The organism is Micromonospora sp. WMMD734, assembly GCF_049178975.1.
Taxonomy (GTDB): Bacteria; Actinomycetota; Actinomycetes; order Mycobacteriales; family Micromonosporaceae; genus Micromonospora; species Micromonospora wenchangensis.
On the sequence record NZ_JBMHMK010000001.1, the window covers coordinates 2,308,133 to 2,324,852 of the forward strand.

Below are 16,720 nucleotides of genomic sequence, written 5' to 3' on the forward strand. Positions count from 1 at the left end.
TGGTCTAGGGGTTCAAATCCTCTGGTAGTCGCCAACAAGCGGCGGGGCGGGCCTTCGGGCCCGCCCCGTTCGTCGTCTGCGCCCCCGGCCCGCACCCCCGGCGGGCGGGCCGGCCCGCCCGCGCACCCCGGAAACCGGTCACCGTAGGCACAACCACGTTTATGAACGGTGACGCGACAGTTAAATTCGTACGGGGTTCGCCACACATACAAGAACCGGCCGGACAAAACACTCCTGCCTGACAATTGTTTCGTCACACCGGGTCACCTCGGGCCACACAAAGCCGACTGAGCTGCAAAAACGGCCGTTCACCGGCAGGCGGTTCGCACCGCACGACCGAGCTATTGACCATGCGCGATGGGTCGCATATTGTTCCCGGTGCAAGTTCCACCGACGAGATAAACACCGCCAGAATCAGCCGCCAGCCGTCGGCAATCGACGCAGTCTTTCCGCTGCCCGTCGTGTCGGGTCAACCGCGCACGTATTCCACCCGACCCACAAGGAATCCCCGTGGAAATACTCACCCCTTCCTGGCGCACCCTGGCTCTTTTCGACGGAATAGGTGGCCACCAGGGAAACCTGCTCCCCCTCCTCGGCACGCTGCACGCGCAACCGGAGAACGCACTCTTCTTCGACCGCATGTTCCGGGCCCTCGACGACCTGCGGGAGCATCTGGGCCCCGTACCCGAACCGGTCGTCCCCGCCGGGAGCCGGCTGCGCCGGTGGTTGACCGCCCCCGCCACCGCGCCGCCCACCGGCACCGACGACTCGGTCGTCGCCGGGATCTGCGTCCACCTGATCCAGCTGTGCGACCTGCAACCCCGGCGGGCCGCCCTCGACACCGTCACCGCCGCCATCGGACACAGCATCGGGCTCCAGGCGGCCATCGTCGCCGGCCTGCGGCCGAAGCGGACGGACGCCTTCCTCGCCCTGGCCGAGACCTCGCTCAAGCTGGTCGCGTTGAGCCTCGCCCGGGGGCACCAGGCCACCACCGGCCGCCAGGTGCCCACCGAGCTGACCGAGCAGTACGCCACCACCGGCGACCCACGGCAGCGACCCGGACCGATGGCGCTGGTCAGCGGCCCCTCCCGGGCGGATCTCGCCGCCCTGGTCGACCGCTACCGGCGCGACACCGGCCGGTCGGTAGCGGTCGGCCTGGTCAACACCCCCACCACCGGCGTGCTCAGCGGGCACACCGAGGACCTGCTGCACTTCCACGCCCACCACGAGGCGGTGTTCCGCGGCGGCGCGGCGACGTGGACGTTCCTCACCAACACCCTGCCGTTCCACAGCCCGCACCTGGCCGCCGCCGCCGACCAGGTACGCCGGGACCGGACCTTCGTCGGCCCCCTGCCCGCCGCCGGTGAGCTACGGATACCCGTGTACGCGGCGGACGCCCCCCGGACCCTGCCGCCCGACGCCGACCTGCTCGACGAGTTCGTCGAGCAGGTGCTGGTCCGCCCGGTCGACTGGGCGACCGCCAGCGTCCACGCCGTCACCGACGCCGGCATCACCACCGTGCTGGACTGTGGCCCCGGCCCCGCCGCCCGCCGGTTCACCAGGGAGTGCCTCGGCGGCCGGACGCTGCGCTTCGAGTCGATCCGACGAGCCTCCCGGCGACCGTGAAAGGACACCACGTGCACTGTCTACTGTTCCCGGGCCAGGGGGTGCAGCGCCGCGGGATGGGCGCCGACCTGTTCGGCCTGTTCCCCGAGGCCACCGCCAGGGCCGACGAGATCCTCGGCTGGTCCATCGAGGAGCTGTGCACCCGGGACCCGCACCGACGCCTGCGCGACACCCGTTACGCCCAGCCCGCGGTGTTCTTCGTCAACGCCCTGCTCGCGCAGCAGGTGATCACCGAACGACCCGGGCACTACCGGTACTTCGCCGGCCACAGCCTCGGCGAGTACAACGCGCTGGTCGCGGCCGGGGTGCTCGACCTCGACGTCGCCCTGCGGCTGGTCGACCGGCGAGCCGAGCTGATGTCCCAGGTCACCGGCGGGGGCATGTCGGCGGTGCAGGGCCTGCCGGTGTCGTTCGTCAGGCGGGCGTTGACCGAGACCGGCCTGCCCCGGGTGTTCGTGGCGAACCTCAACGCCGACACCCAGAGCACGATCGCCGGGGACCGCGCCGAACTGGCCGTCGCCGCCAAGGCGATCGGCGCGCTGCCCGGGGCCCGGGTCGTCCCGCTCAACGTCAGCGGCCCCTTCCACACCCCGCTGATGGCGGCGGCGGAGCAACGGTTCCGGGCCGTCCTGGACGGCTGCGACTTCGCCCCCGGGCACACCCCCGTGGTCTCCGGGGTCACCGGGGACGTCTTCGACACCGACCGCGCCGCCGAACTGCTCGCCCGGCAGCTGTCCACCCCCGTGGAGTGGGTCCGGGCGGTCACCACCCTGCGCGCGGCCGGCGTCACCGGGTTCGACGAGGTCAACGGCAAGACCCTCAGCGCATTTCTCACCCGCATCGCGGAGAGGTGATTCACCGCATGGACACGGATATCGCGGTCGTCGGCCTGTCGGTCGAGGTGCCCGGGGCCGACGACCTCGACACCTTCTGGCAGATCATCAGTTCCGGGGCGAGTCTCACCCGACCGTTTCCCACGAACCGCCGGGAAAAACTGGCCGAATACATCAAATATCTCCGGGCGACGAGCATCGAACCGGTGAACGAGCCGGACGTCGAATACCACAACGGTTGTTTCCTCGACGAGGTCGACACCTTCGACCACACCGTGTTCGGAATGAATCCCCGGCAGGCCACGCTGACCGACCCGCACCACCGAATGGTCATGCGGGCCATGTTCCTCGCCTTCGAGGACGCCGGATACGGTTTCGACCGGCTCCGCGGCAGCCGGACGGGGGTGTTCGTCGGTTTCGCGGTCAACCCCGGCTCGACCTATCTGGACTACATCTGCCGGGTCGACCCGAACAACGGCCAACAGGCCATCACCGGCAACATCCCGGCGATGCTGGCGAACCGGCTGTCGCACCTGCTGGATCTGCGCGGCCCGAGCCTGGTGGTGGACACCGCCTGCTCGGCCACCCTGGTCGCCGTGCACCAGGCCAAGAACGCGCTGCTCGCCGGCGACTGCGAGATGGCGGTGGTCGGCGGCGCCCGGATCGTCTTCTCCCCCGTCAAGCACCCGCACTCCAACATCGGCATCGAGTCCTCCGACGGGGTCACCCGCACCTTCGACGAGGCCGCCGACGGCACCGGCTTCGGCGAGGGGTCCGGTGCGGTCGTGCTCAAGCGGATGTCGCAGGCGCTCGCGGACGGCGACCGGATCTACGCGGTGATCAAGGGCAGCGCGGTCAACCACGACGGCAACACCGAGGGCATCACCAACCCCGACTCCGACTCGCAGGCCGACCTGCTCGACGCCGCCTGGCGCAACGCGGGCGTCAACCCCCGTACCCTCGGCTACCTGGAGGCCCACGGCACCGCCACCCGGGTCGGTGACCCGATCGAGCACGAGGGGATGAAACGCGCCTTCGCCAGGTACACCGGCGACCGGGGGTTCTGCGCGGTCGGCACCGTCAAGGCCAACGTGGGGCACCTGTTCGAGGGCTCCGGGGTGATCGGCCTGATCAAGGCCATCGCGGTGCTGCGCAACCGGATGATCCCGCCGCAGGCCAACTTCAAGAACCCCAACCCGAAGCTCGACTTCGCCGCCGGGCCGCTGTACGTCTCCACCAGCCTGCGGCCGTGGGAGTCCCCCGACGGCCCACGCCGCTGCGGGGTCAGCGCCTTCGGCCTCGGTGGCACCAACGCCCACGTCGTGCTGGAGGAGTACGTCGCGCAGGCACCGGCGGCCCCCGCCGGCCCGGGGCCGTTCCTGTTCACCCTCAGCGCGGCCACCCTGAAGTCCCTGGTCCGCCTCGGCGAGCGGTACGTGCGGTTCATCGACGCCGCCGGCCTCGACGGCGTCGACATCGCCGACGTCTGCCACACCAGCCAGGTCTCGCGCAGCGGGCACCGGCACCGGGCGGCGTTCGTCGTCCACGACGTCGCCGACCTGCGCCGGCAACTGGTCGCCTCGCTGGCCGACGGGGCGTCGCCGCCGCCGGACGGCCCGCTGGGCGACGAGGCCCGCCGCTACCTGGCCGGCGCGCCGGTGGACTGGCGTCGACTCGCCGACGGCAACCGCCGGATCGTCAGGCTTCCCGGGTACGCCTTCGACACCACCCCCGCGTGGGTGCAGTTCCCCGACACCTGGCGGGCGCAGCTGTCCCTGGGCACCGTCGAGGAGGAGCACCCGGTCACCCACGACGTCGTGTTCGCCCCCGCCCCCGACCCGGTCCCGGCGACGTCCGGGGCACGGGTGCTGGCCCTGGTCGACCCGGACACCGACGCCGGGCGGTTGCTCGCCGCGGCCGGACTGGACGACCTGCGGGTGCTGCGGCTCGGCGAGCCGGTACGCCCCGGCGGCGCGCCCTTCGACGCCCGCTCGGTGGAGTCCTTCGCCGAGATCGCCCAGCTGGTCGACGACGACGGCGTCACCCACCTGGTGCACGCGCTCGGCTTCGACGCCAACCCCGCCGCCGACCTCGCCGGACTCGACCTGCGGACCGGCAAGAACCTGCACAGCCTGTTCCAGCTGACCAAGGCGTTGATGGCGGCCGGCGTCAAGCTGGAGCTGACGGTGCTCACCCGACGCGCGGTCTGCGCCCACGACGGGGAACCCGACGTGGTGGTGGAGAACGGCGCGCTGGTCGGCTTCGGCAAGGTGATCGGCCGGGAGTACCCGTACCTCGGGGTCACCCACCTCGACGTCGACCCGGGTGTGTCGCCCGACGCGGTCCGGGCGGAGATCCTCTCCCCCGAACACGGGGTGTTCCTGTGGCGCGACGGGCGACGCCTGCACGAGGTCTTCGTGGAGGTGCCGCAGGTCGACACCGACGGTCCGCAGAGCTACCTGCGGCCGGGCGGCACCTACCTGATCACCGGCGGCACCGGCGCGCTCGGCCTGGCCGTCGCCCACGCGTTCGCCACCCGGCAGCCCGACGTGACCCTGGTGCTGCTCAGCCGCTCCGGTCTGCCGCCCCGCGACCAGTGGCGGGAGCTGCTGGCCGCGCCGGCCGGCGACGCCCGCGCGACACGGGTACGCGCGGTGCGGGAGCTGGAGGAACTCGGCGCGCGGGTGCGGGTGGTGGCCGCCGACGCCGGTGACCCGGACGCGCTGGCCGCCGCGGTGGCCGACGTCCGGGACGAACACGGCCGCATCGACGGCATCGTGCACGCCGCCGGACTACCCGGTGGCAGCACCGTCATGTTCCGGGACCTCGCCGACTTCGACGCGGTGGTCCGGGCGAAGCTGCACGCCGCGTTCCTGCTCGACCAGCTCACCGGCGACGACCGGCCGGACTTCGTCGTGCACTTCTCGTCGGTGGCCTCGGTGTTCCCCGCCCCCGGCCAGGCCGACTACGCGGCGGCCAACTACTACCTGGACAACGTGGCCCGCAGCCGGGCCGGCGGGCCGACCCACGTGATCGCGCTGGACTGGGTCGCGTGGAAGGAGATCGGCATGGCCGTCGACCACGGCACCAGCGGCGACACCATGTTCCGGGCCCTGCCCACCCGGGTCGCGCTGGACGTCCTCGACGCGGGCCTACGCTCCGGCCGGTCCCGACTGTTCGCCGGGGAGCTGCACTACCGGGGGGAGCTGATCCACCTGCTGCGTTCCTACGACGTACGGCTCTCCACCGAAATCGACGCGAAGGTCGAGAAGGAGATGCAGGCGTTGGAGCAGCGGCTGCGACAGGCCGCCGACAAGATCAGGGCCACCGTCGACGCGGTGGGCGTCGAGTTGGCGGGCCGGCCGGAGGGCGGGTACACCGACGTCGAGCGGTCCGTCGCGCAGTGTCTCGCCCTCGCCTTCGGCTATCCAACGCTCGACATCGAGGCGGATTTCTTCGACCTGGGCGGCGACTCCATCATGGCCGCCTCGGTGGCCAACACCATCGCCGTCCGGCACGACGTGCAGTACGACGTCGCGGACCTGCTCGCCGACCGGACCGTCGCCGAGATCGCGTACCACGTCGAGGACCTGGTCGCCTTCGCGGAAACCGCCTCCTGAACGACACCGATCGGAGGGTGGCATGTCGGACATGACTACCGGGCCGGCGCTGCGGCGCATCGTCGGCTTCGCCCTGCCGCTGACCGCGGCGAACCTGCTGCAACAGGGCTACCTGCTGGTCGACAGCGTCGTCGTCGGCCGTTACGTCGGAGTCGAGGGGCTGGCCGTGGTGGGCGCCTGCGGGCCCCTGTTCTATCTGCTCAACGCCATGTTCATCGGGCTCGGCACGGCGTTCACCATCCGGTTGGCCCACCTGACCGGCGGCCAGCAGGTCGACCGTCGCCGCGACGTGGTCGCCGCCCTCACCCTGCTCACGGTCGTCTGGTCCGTCGGTTGTGTGATCCTGGCGACGCTGCTGGTCGATCCGGCGCTGGCGGTGATGGGCATCGACGGGCGGCTCGCCGCCGACTCGGCCCGGTTCTTCGGCACCCTGGCGCTCGGCTTCCCCGGGATCTTCGGCAGCGCCGCGGTCAGCGCCTACTTCCGTGGGCTGGGTGACTCCCGGTCGGCGATGTGGGTGCAGGGCGTCGGCAGCATCGCCAACGTCGTCCTGGTGCTGGTCTTCGTCGCCGTCCTCGACGGGGGTGTGGTCGGCGCGGCGTTGGCCACCGCCGTGGCCAGCACGGTGGCCCTGGTGGTCGGGCTGGTCTGGGCGGCGCGCGCCCATCCGGTGCGGCGCGGCGGGCCACGGCCGGCCCTGCGCCGGGAACTCGTCGACGCCGCCCGGCTGGGCCTGCCCCTGGCCAGTCAGCACATCGTGCTCGCCGTCGGGATCATGGTGCTGGTCGGGATCATCCAGTCCTACGGGGAGGTGGTCCTCGCCGCGTTCACGATCGTCTCCCGGATCGAGTTGTTCACCGGCATCCTGTTCCTCGACTTCTCGGGGGCGGTGACCGCCTTCGCCGCGCAGAACCTCGGCGCGGGGGAGCTGGCCCGGGCCCGCACGGGGCTGCTGCGCACGCTGCGGTTGACGGCCGTGCTGTCGGTGCTGGTCGCCGGGGTGGTGCTGGTCGCCCGCGCCCCGCTCGCCGCGCTGTTCACCGACGATCCGGCCACCCGGGAGCTGACCGGACGCTACCTGACGATCATCTATCCGTTCCTGCTCCTCTACACCGCCATGGTGGTCATCCACGGCTACCTCAACGGTGCCGGCCGGACGACCGCGCCGCTGATCTGCACGCTCATCGCCTTCGTCGCCGTACAGATCCCGTTCGCCTGGCTGCTCAACGGACCGTTCGGCATCGACGCCGTGATGTGGGCGGTGGTGGCCAGTTGGACGGCCGGGCTGACCTACAGCGTGTTCTGCCTGCGACGGGTGCTGTTCGTCCGGCCCGCGCCGGCGGCGGTGCCCGCCGCGACCTGATGCCCCGCCCATCCCCGCCCGTGAGGACCCCCATTGATCACGCACCGCACCGCCGAGGTGACGTTCCACGCGGGCCGCAGCCGGACCGCCCACCTGACCTGGGGCCAGCAGGGCACCTGGGACGTCCTGCGACAGTGGCTGCCGGAGATGAAGCCGTTCTTCGTGCTGACCCGGTGGCTGGACGTACCCCTGCTGCTGGAGGTCGACGACGTGCTGGCGCAGCTCTCCCACCTGCTCCAGCGGCACGAGTCGCTGCGGACGCTCTTCCCGCCGGGGGTCGACGGCCAGGGCAGCCAGCACGTCCTCGGCGAGGGCGTGGTCGAGGTCGAGGTCGTGGACCGGCCCGACGGTGACCCGGTCAGCTTCGCCGACATCGTCACCGACTGTCTGGGCCGGGCCGGCACCCGGCCGTTCGCCCACGACACCGAGCTGCCGATCCGGTTCGCGGTCGCCACCCACGAGGGCATCCCCGTGCTGCTGATGTTCGCCGTGTCCCACCTGGCGGCGGACCACCTCGGCGCGGATCTGCTGGCCGCCGAGTTGGCCGCGCTGCTGCGGGCCAGGACCGACGGCGACGCCCCGCCGCCGCCCCGACCGGCGGTGCAGCCGGTCGACCTGGCCGTCTTCGAACGCTCCCCGGACGGGCAACGCCTCAACGTCGACGCGCTGGCGCACCTGCGTCAGCAGCTCCGCCGCCTGCCGGCGGATCCGCTGCCCGGGCGGGTCACCCCGGCCGGCCCCCGGTACTGGCGCGGTGAACTCGCCTCCGACGCCGCCGCCGTGGCCCTGCGGCTGGCCGCCCGACGGCTGCGCACCACCACCTCGGTCACCCTGCTGGCCGTCGTCAACGCGCTGGTGCGCACGTTCTGCGCCACGCCGGTCTATCCGCTGGACATCATGCAGAGCAACCGGGTGGAACCGGAGCTGCGATACACCGTGACCAGCCTCAACCAGGCGGTCCGTACCGCCATGGAGGTCTCCGGCGACAGCGTCGGTGACCTGGTCGGGCACGCCCGTGCCGCGATGGGGGCGGCGATGCGGCACGCCCGCCACGACGGCCGGGCCGCCGCTCAGGTGGCCCGCGCCGCCGCCGAGGCCGCCGGGCGGCCCCTGCCGGTCGGCGGGCAGTTCAACGACAGGTGGTCGCTGCAACCGCGACCCGCCGGCCCGGTGCCGGACCCGCAGGTGTTGGCCGGGCTGGCCGCGACGACCACCTTCGCGTGGCCGCAGCGGGCCGCCGCCGAGGCGATGCCGTTGTACGTCGACGCGAGCGGCACCGCCGAGCGGATCCACCTGTCGCTGATGGCCGACACCGCCCTGCTCGCCCCCGCCGACATCAGGGGTTTCCTGTACGCCGTGGAGCAGGTCGCCGTCGAACTGGCCCGGGACGACGTCAGCCTGCGCCGGGTGACGGAGATCTTCGACAGCCACCGGCTCTGCGAGGTCCCCGGCCCTCCGCACACCCCGTGACCGTCCCCGCCCCGACCGCCTCGTTCGCGACCGGGCAACGGGGCGACCGGTCCGGCCGATCCTCGTCAGTGCACGACGACGACCGCCGAGGGCGGTTCCAGGTCGGCGAGCCGCGACGGGCGGACCACGAGGAACAGCACCGCCAGCGCCGCCACCATGCCCCCGGCCACGACCAGCGCCATCGCCACCGCGCCGTTGCCCAGCACCCCCACCATCGGGGCGGCCACCGCGCCGACGCCGAACTGCACCGCGCCGAGCAGGGCCGAGGCGGTGCCGGCGGCCTCACCGTGGCGGGACAGCGCCAGCGCCGGGGCGTTGGGCATCGCCAGTCCGGCCGCCGCGAGCACCACCCACAGCGTCACCAGCAGGGCGGGCAGCCCACCGAACCCGGTCGCGGCGAAGGCCAGCAGGGCCAGCCCGGCCAGGGTCCCGATGCTCAGCGAGGTGACCAGGATGCGCTGCGGCGAGTAGCGGCGCAGCAGCCGTACGTTGTACTGGGCGGCGCCGATCAGGCCCACCGCGCCCGCCCCGAACGCCAGTCCGAACTGCTGCTCGTCGAGCCCGTACCTCTCCTGGAGGACGAACGACGAGCCGGCCACGTACGCGAACAGCGCCGCCATGGCCAGCCCGGCGACCACGACCAGCCCCACGAAGGTCCGGTCGCGCAGCAGCGAGCCGTACAGGCTCACGGTCGACCACGCGCCGCCGCGTTGGCGGCGCTCGGCGGGCAGGGTCTCGGGCAGGCCGATCACGGCGACCACGACGAGCAGCACACCGAAGACGGCCAGGGTCACGAAGACACCCCGCCAGTCGGTCCAGCGCAGCACCCCGCCGCCGAGGGTCGGGGCGAGGACGGGGGCGGCGCCCATCACCAGCAGCAGCCGGGACAGCAGGGTGGCGAAGGCGGTGCCGCTGAACAGGTCCCGCAGCACCGCCATCGCGACCACCGTGGCGGCGGCGACACCGAGGCCCTGCACCACCCGCAGCGCGCCGAGGACGACGATGTGCTGGGCGACGACGCAGAGCGCCGACGCCACGACGTGCAGGGCGAGGCCGGCGATCAGTGGGCCCCGGCGGCCGACGGCGTCGGAGAGCGGCCCGATCAGCAGTTGACCGAGGGCGAGCCCGGCCAGCGTGCCGGTGAGGGTCAGCTGGACCGCCGCCGAGGTGGTCATCAGGTCGGCGGCGATGGCGGGCAGCGCCGGCAGGTACATGTCGATGGTCAGCGGGCCGATGGCGATCAGCGAGCCGAGGACGAGGACGAGCCGGACCCGCTGCCGGCGGGTCATCAGGTCTCCGGGCGTCGGCGCGACCTTGGCCAGCCGGTCGTGGGCGAGGTCGGTCATCGGGGAAGCTCCGCCCGGTCGTGGTGCGGCCGGGCGTGAGACGGTACGACTGTCACACCTGGCTTCAAATCCGGACCCGCTGGTCTGATTCCCGCTCCACCGAGAGGTAACGCGGGTCACAGCCGATGGTCACGGCTCAGGCCGGGTCCACGCGCCCCTGCCGCCAGTACCCCATGAAGGCGACGGCGTGACGGTCCATGCCCCGCTCGGCGACGAGGTGCCGGCGCAGGGCGCGGATGACACCGGCCTCCCCGGCCAGCCAGGCGTAGACGGGCACGGGCACGGTCGGGGTCGGCACCTCCCACAGCGGGGCCACGTCGACGTCGACGTCGACGACCGCTGCGGCGGGCACCGTGGCGGTGCGGGTCAGCAGCCGCTGTGCCGCCGCGGCCACGGCGGGCAGCAGCCGGCTGCCGTGTCCGCCGCCGGCACGGGCCAGCCAGCTGACGGTGACGCCGGGTGGGGCGGACACCGGCAGGACGTCGGCCGGGTCCGGCACCTCCAGCAGCACCTCGCCCCGGGCGTCGAGGGGCAGGCGTTCCAGGATGGCGCTGATCGCGGGCACGGCGGTCTCGTCACCGGCCAGCAGCAGGCGGCCGGCGGGCGGCGGGCGGAACTCGATGCCGCCGTGCTCGCCGTCGTAGCCGGCGTCGGGTCCGAGCAGACCGGCCTCGTCGCCGGGGCGGACCCGCAGCGCCCACCGGCCGGCCGGGCCGTGGTCGCCGTGCAGCACCAGGTCCACGTCCACCTCGGCCAGGTGCGGCCGGACCGCCCGGACGGTGTACGTGCGGATCGGGCAGCGCTCCTGCTCGGGCAGGGCGCGCCAGTGGGTGTACCAGTCGTCGCCGCCGGGCAGGTGGACACCGGGCCGGCCGGGCAGCGGCAGCACCAGCTTGATCCGCTGGTCGTACCCGTTGTCGGCGAACCGGTCGAGGTCCGGGCCGGTGAAGGTGACCCGCAGGAACGACGGGCTGAGCCGACGCGCCGCGCGTACCTGCACGTCGAACAGCCGCCAGGGGGCGACGGGCAGGGTCGCGGTGCCGGTGGGGCGGTGCCGCTCCCCTGCCGGGCGAACTCGATCACCAATCACATAGGCGAGGCTAACCTAACCAGGAAGATGAATGGCGACCCGGGTCACCCACCCCCCGTTCGGGGCACGTCGCCACCCGACCGGGCAGCCCCGACCCTGGTCAGCGGGCCCGGGTGGCGCGGTCGAGGAAGAGCAGCCGGGCCCGCTTCTCCGGCAGGTCGATCTCCGGCCCCGGCACGAAGCCGGCGCGGACCAGCCGGTCGATGGCGCGGGCGTTGCGGGCGTCCGGCTCGGCCACGATCCGCAGCCGGGTCGGGTCGGCCAGCACGAACGCCAGAAAGACGTCGAGGAGCACCCCGGTGAAGCCGGGCTCCCGCCCACCGTCCGGCGGGCCGATGAGCAGGTGGATGCCGAAGTCACCGGGGCGTACGTCGTAGCAGCGGCCGACCGGGTCGGCCGCCGGCTCGTAGGTCTGGAACAGCGCCGCCGGCCGGCCGTTGCGGTGGACCAGGTAGGCATGGTGGGTGGTCAGTGAGTCGAGGTACGCGTAGATCTCCCGGACCCGCTCCCGGCTGGCCCCGCCCATGCCCCAGAACCGGGACCGCTCCCGGGTCACCCAGTCGTGGATCACCGCGACGTCCCGGTCGGGGTCCACCGGCCGGATGGACACCTCTCCGAACCCGTCGACCCGGCACGAGGTGGAGGTCGGCGTGGTGGTCATGGCACTCCTTCCGGGCGACGGGCCCGACCAGGCCGTCACTTTTCGCTGTCGAAACGACACCGTCGGCGACGAGTCAGGCAGACCTCACCACAACTTCGGAAAGTACGCAAATGAGCACCCGGAGCAATCTTCCCGCCGCAAGCCCCCGCGCGCCGACGGCGACACCGCAACGGCGACACCGGAATACCGCGCCCGACCACCGGCGATCGGCCACCGCATCCAGGGCGGTCACACCTGTGACGCGTCAGGCATCCCCCGGTATTGACTCACGTAATTTGTTCTGTTAGCACACCCATGCCCGGCGGCAAAGGCGGACTTTCGCTCGGCAGGCCGATGCTCACTATTTGTGGAACAGGGGGTGACACATTGCTGTTCGTCGTTGAATAATTGCCGTTGTCGAGTGCCGATCCCGGTGCGCGCCGGCGTTTACCGAAGGGACAGCCGTGAAACGTGACCAGTCACCGGTGCTGCCGGGCGACGGCTCCACGGACTACGCCCGTTACATGCGCACCGACGAGCTGCTCGCCCTGCAACGCCGCCCGGAGGAGGTGCTCCACCGCGACGAGCTGCTCTTCCAGGTGGTGCACCAGTCCGCCGAGCTGTGGCTGAAGCTGGCCGGGGCCGAGCTGACCGCCGCCGTCGGGCGGACCGGGGCCGCCGACCCGGCCGGGGCGGCGGCGCTGCTGGCCCGCGCGACGCTCGCGGTGCGGCTGGTCACCGACCAGTTGGAGATGTTCCGGCACCTGTCGCCTGTCGACTTCCAGACGATGCAACCCGCACTGGGCAACGGATCCGGCGCCGAGTCGCCCGGCTGGCGGCAGGCCGCGACGGTGAGCCGACAGCTCGGCCGGGCCTTCGCCGGGCACCTCGCCACCCGGGGCGGCCGGCTCGACGCGCTGGCCCCGGACGACCCGACCCGGCGGCTCGCCACCGCGATGATCGCCTGGGACGAACAGGTCCACCGGTGGCGGGCGCGTCACTACGAGGTCGCCCTACAGGTCGGCGGGCACGCCCCCGGCGGCACCCCGGGCAGCGCGGCGACCGTGCTCGCCAAGCTCCTCGGGCACCGGTTCTTTCCCGAGCTGCATCCGGGCCGGGCGGGCGTCGGCGTCCCGGTGTCGGCGCATTCGGGCACCACCGAGGCATGACGAGCCGCGCCACTCGAAGAAATCGTCGGCGCTCCCCCTGACACATACCCCTCCGAGGTGCGGTTCGTGCATGAGCTGACGAGCTGGTCGTCCGGTACGGCCGATCCCGAGCAATTTCCCTACCATGCAGTGGTCACCGAATTTCATCGCGTCGGTAAACACTTCGTCAAAAAGCAACTTCTCGTCCAGCTGGACCAGGCCCGCGCCCGGGTGAACGCCCGGGCCACCCCCGCCCGCGAGTTGTCCGCCTTCCTCGACGTGGCGCTCGACAAGTGGGACGCCCGATACGACTACCGCAGCTACCTGGCCCTGCCCCTGCTCCCCCTGCCCACCGCGTCCCCGGAGACCGGACCGGTCGGGCGGGCGGCCGACGAGGTCGACCGGGCCGGGCCGGGCAGCGGGCGGTGGGAACGCGACAGGCTCCTGGTCGACCTCGTCGCCGACGCCCTCGCCTTCGAACTGGCCGCCTCGACCGACGCCATCGACCTGCTCCCCGAGCAGCGGCCGGGCCCGGCGCTGGCGGCCAAGCGGTGCCGGCTCGGGGTACGCGCCGTCGCGGCGGCCCTGGCCCGGCTCGGTCACGCCGGGGCGGGCACCGGGCAGGACCCGGTCGCGGCAGCGGTGGCGCTGCACCGGCTCGCCGTCACCGGCCGCGACCCCGGCCGGGAACGCGCCCTGCGGTTGAGCATGCTGCCGGTCTACGTCTCCCACGACGAGTACCTGTTCATCCGGGTGCTCCAGGCGTACGAGTGCGTCTTCGCCGGGGTCGCCGAGGAACTGTGGGGCGCGATCGTCGCGTTGGACACGGGCCGGCCCCGCCCGGCCGCCAGCCGGCTGGCGTACGCCAGGGAGCTGATCAGCGGTGCCGGCGGGCTGTTCTCCCTGCTGGCCACCATGCAACCGGCGGCGTTCCGGACCTTCCGCGAGTACACCGAGGGGGCCAGCGCCATCCAGTCCCGCTCGTACAAGATCATGGAGTCGCTGTGCCGAACACCGGAGGCGGAGCGGTTGGACTCCGCCGCGTACCTGTCGGTGCCTGAGGTACGCGAGGTGGTGCGGGCCGGCCAGCCGTCGATCGACCGGGCCTACCGCGCGGCGGTCCACGCCGGATCGCTGCGCGGGCCCGACCTCGACCTGGTACGGCAGCAGATGGCCGCCTTCGCCGAGGCGGTGCTGACCTGGCGTCGCACCCACCACCGGTTGGCGATCCGGATGCTCGGCGCCCGCGCCGGCACCGGCTACACCGAGGGCACCCCCTACCTGGCGGCCGTCCGCGCCGTCCCGGTCTTCACCACCGTGTCCACCGAGAACCGTCCACCCCGGACCGAACCGATCGGAGGCTGCTGCGAGTGAGCGCACCCGCAACCCACCCGGCGCATTGCCTGGACAGCACCGCACACGCCGCCCTGCGCGCCGAGTTCCCGGTGCTGGAAACCTGCGTCTACCTGAACAACAACTCCACCGGCGCGACACCCCGGGGGGTCGAACGGGTGCTCGCCGACTACTGGGCGACCCTGCGCGACTGGCGCGACGACGTGTGGCAGGGCTGGCACGTCGGCCTCGACCGGTACGCCGACTCGGTCGCCGCGCTGCTCGGCGCGCCCCCGGGCAGCGTGGTCACCGACGCGAACCTGAGCACCCTGCTGGCCCGGGTGCTGTCCTGCTTCGACTACCGTCCGCCGCGCGACCGGATCGTCACCACCGACCTGGAGTACCCGACGGTGCCGTTCATCGGCACCGCGTTCGGCCGCTACGGCGCACGGCTAGACGTGGTCGGCACCGGCGGACCCCGGTTCGACGAGGACGCCCTCGAAGCCCGCATCGACGAGCGGACGCTGCTGGTGTGCGTACCCCATGCGAGTTTCTCCTCCGGGGCCACCGTCGACCTGGCCCGGCTGGTGGCCCGCGCCCACGACGTCGGCGCGCTGGTGGTGGTGGACGCGTTCCAGACCGTCGGGGCGGTCCCGCTGGACGTGACCGCGCTCGGCGTCGACATCGTCCTCGGCGGCGCGCACAAGTGGCTGTGCGGGGCCGGCACGGCCTTCCTCTACGTCCGCCCCGACCTGGTCGAGCGGCTGGCACCGGCGGCTACCGGGTGGCAGGCCGGCGACCGGGCGTTGACCTTCCGGGTGTCGACCGGGTGGGCGGCGGGGGCGCAACGCTTCGCCGGTGGCACGCCGTACCCGTTGACCTCGCTGATCTCCCAGGTCGGCCTGGACCTGCTGGCGGGCGTCGGGATCGGGGCGATCCGGGCGCACTCGCTGGCGCTGACCCAGCGGGTCCTGGACCGGGCGGCGGCGGCCGACATCACCGTGGTCAGCCCCACCGACCCGGACCGCCGGGGCGGGGTGGTCTGCCTGGACGTCCCCGACGGCGAGGAGGTCAAGCGGCGGCTGGCCGCGCGGAACATGATCTGTAGCTGGCGGGGCTGGCTGCGGGTCGGGCCGCACGTCTACAACACCCTCGACGAGGTCGACACGTTCATGGACGCGCTGACCGAGGAACTGGGCCGGTGAGCGTCACCCTGTCCCCCCGGGCGCTGATGAGCCTGCTCGTCAACGGTCCCAAGGCCGTCGACGTGCTGGAGACCGCGCTGACCCTCGGCCTGCTCGACGCGCTGGAACCCGGTCCGGTACGCCTGGACGCGCTGGCCGACCGGTTCGGGGTGCGCCCGCTGCGGCTCTACAAGTTCCTCGACTGCCTGGAGAGCCTCGGCTGCGTCACCCGCCACGAACCCGACGACGACATCGCCGGGGCCAGCTACCGGGCGGTGCCGGGGCTGCGCGACGCCGTGCTGGCGGTGGTCGGCCCGGACGCGATCGAACGGGACCGGGACCGCTACCCGTGGCGGCTGCTGCACGGCCGGCTCGCCGAGAGCCTGCGTGGCGAGGTCGGCATGACCGACGACGACTTCGCCTGGCCGCCGAAGACCGACGCGCAGACCGCCGACTTCGAACGCAGCATGGCCGCCGGGCTCGGCCCGGTGATCGAGACGCTGCGCCGGCACGCCGACCGGCTCTGGTCGGACCGGCGACGCCTGCTGGACGTCGGCGGTGGCGACGGCACGCTCGCCGCGCACATCCTCGACACCGCCGACGGCCTGCGGGCCGACGTGTTCAACCTACCGGCGGTGGCGCCCCTGGTGGCGGCCACCCGGGTCGACCGGGGGCATCCCGACCGGTTGGGCTTCGTCGACGGCGACTTCCTGGCCGGGCCGCTGCCGACGGGCTACGACGCGATGGCGTTCGTCCGGGTGCTGCACGACTGGCCGAACGACGTCGCCCGCCGCCTGGTCGAGCAGGCGTACGCGGCACTGGAGCCGGGCGGGCTGCTGGTCATCGCCGAGGAGTTCCGCACCCCGGACCGGCTGGCCGTGCAGTTCTTCTGGAGCTACTTCCTGATCGGGGTGGACAGCTGCGTCAGCCGGCTGCGGGAGGTCGAGTTCTACACCGGGCTGCTCGCCGAGGTCGGTTTCACCCGGGTAGGGGTGCTGCCCGGCGGGTGGGAACTGGTCACCGCGTACAAGCCGGGGTGACCGGCGGCCGGGCCGGCGGACCGTGCTG

General features: G+C 72.7%; 12 protein-coding genes. 9 read left to right on the top strand and 3 right to left on the bottom strand.

Annotated features, from left to right (window positions below):
* Positions 1-510: 510 nt before the first annotated feature.
* From ACN267_RS09650 to ACN267_RS09670, 5 genes are read left to right on the top strand one after another with little or no spacing between them, the layout of a single operon-like run.
* Positions 511-1,626 carry an ACP S-malonyltransferase gene (locus ACN267_RS09650; protein WP_204960067.1) on the top strand — a complete coding sequence of 372 codons (1,116 nt, stop codon included), beginning with the start codon at positions 511-513 and terminating at the stop codon, positions 1,624-1,626.
* A gap of 11 nt (positions 1,627-1,637) precedes the next feature.
* Entirely contained in the window at positions 1,638-2,480 is an 843-nt protein-coding gene (locus ACN267_RS09655) for an ACP S-malonyltransferase (protein ID WP_204960069.1), read from the top strand.
* Between the two features lie 8 nt (positions 2,481-2,488).
* Positions 2,489-6,079: an SDR family NAD(P)-dependent oxidoreductase gene (locus tag ACN267_RS09660; RefSeq protein ID WP_421488470.1), complete on the top strand. Its 3,591-nt coding sequence runs from the start codon at positions 2,489-2,491 to the stop codon at positions 6,077-6,079.
* 22 nt (positions 6,080-6,101) lie between these two features.
* The gene (locus tag ACN267_RS09665) at positions 6,102-7,442 is read left to right on the top strand and encodes an MATE family efflux transporter (RefSeq protein ID WP_204960073.1); all 1,341 of its coding nucleotides are present in this window, start codon (positions 6,102-6,104) and stop codon (positions 7,440-7,442) included.
* 33 nt (positions 7,443-7,475) lie between these two features.
* Positions 7,476-8,912, top strand: a complete 1,437-nt coding sequence (locus ACN267_RS09670; RefSeq protein ID WP_204960075.1) for a condensation domain-containing protein — start codon at positions 7,476-7,478, stop codon at positions 8,910-8,912.
* 65 nt (positions 8,913-8,977) lie between these two features.
* Here the strand turns inward: ACN267_RS09670 and ACN267_RS09675 are convergent, their stop codons facing one another.
* From ACN267_RS09675 to ACN267_RS09685, 3 genes are all read right to left on the bottom strand, one after another.
* On the bottom strand, positions 8,978-10,201 hold the full coding sequence (locus ACN267_RS09675) for a multidrug effflux MFS transporter (RefSeq protein ID WP_204960331.1): 1,224 nt from the start codon (positions 10,199-10,201) through the stop codon (positions 8,978-8,980).
* A 193-nt stretch (positions 10,202-10,394) separates the two neighbouring features.
* A complete protein-coding gene (locus tag ACN267_RS09680) occupies positions 10,395-11,345 on the bottom strand; it encodes a siderophore-interacting protein (protein ID WP_421490404.1) in 951 nt (316 codons plus the stop codon).
* 103 nt (positions 11,346-11,448) lie between these two features.
* A complete protein-coding gene (locus ACN267_RS09685; RefSeq protein WP_421488471.1) occupies positions 11,449-12,009 on the bottom strand; it encodes a GNAT family N-acetyltransferase in 561 nt (186 codons plus the stop codon).
* Between the two features lie 443 nt (positions 12,010-12,452).
* Between ACN267_RS09685 and ACN267_RS09690 the strand changes: the two genes are divergently transcribed.
* The 4 genes from ACN267_RS09690 to ACN267_RS09705 are packed head-to-tail and all read left to right on the top strand — an operon-like array spanning position 12,453 to position 16,692.
* Positions 12,453-13,157: a tryptophan 2,3-dioxygenase family protein gene (locus ACN267_RS09690; RefSeq protein ID WP_204960082.1), complete on the top strand. Its 705-nt coding sequence runs from the start codon at positions 12,453-12,455 to the stop codon at positions 13,155-13,157.
* A gap of 57 nt (positions 13,158-13,214) precedes the next feature.
* Positions 13,215-14,510 carry a tryptophan 2,3-dioxygenase family protein gene (locus ACN267_RS09695; RefSeq protein WP_308447864.1) on the top strand — a complete coding sequence of 432 codons (1,296 nt, stop codon included), beginning with the start codon at positions 13,215-13,217 and terminating at the stop codon, positions 14,508-14,510.
* Positions 14,507-15,673, top strand: a complete 1,167-nt coding sequence (locus ACN267_RS09700) for an aminotransferase class V-fold PLP-dependent enzyme (RefSeq protein ID WP_421488472.1) — start codon at positions 14,507-14,509, stop codon at positions 15,671-15,673. The genes ACN267_RS09695 and ACN267_RS09700 overlap by 4 nt, the downstream gene beginning before the upstream one ends.
* On the top strand, positions 15,670-16,692 hold the full coding sequence (locus tag ACN267_RS09705) for a methyltransferase (protein ID WP_421488473.1): 1,023 nt from the start codon (positions 15,670-15,672) through the stop codon (positions 16,690-16,692). Before ACN267_RS09700 ends, ACN267_RS09705 begins: the two co-directional genes overlap by 4 nt.
* Positions 16,693-16,720 lie beyond the last annotated feature (28 nt).

Bases quoted from the DNA above. Each gene is read 5' to 3' on its own strand.
- ACN267_RS09660 (WP_421488470.1), top strand. From the start codon at position 2,489: ATGGACACGGATATCGCGGTCGTCGGCCTGTCGGTCGAGGTGCCCGGG.
- ACN267_RS09665 (WP_204960073.1), top strand. From the start codon at position 6,102: ATGTCGGACATGACTACCGGGCCGGCGCTGCGGCGCATCGTCGGCTTC.
- ACN267_RS09675 (WP_204960331.1), bottom strand. From the start codon at position 10,201: ATGACCCGCCGGCAGCGGGTCCGGCTCGTCCTCGTCCTCGGCTCGCTG.
- ACN267_RS09685 (WP_421488471.1), bottom strand. From the start codon at position 12,009: ATGACCACCACGCCGACCTCCACCTCGTGCCGGGTCGACGGGTTCGGA.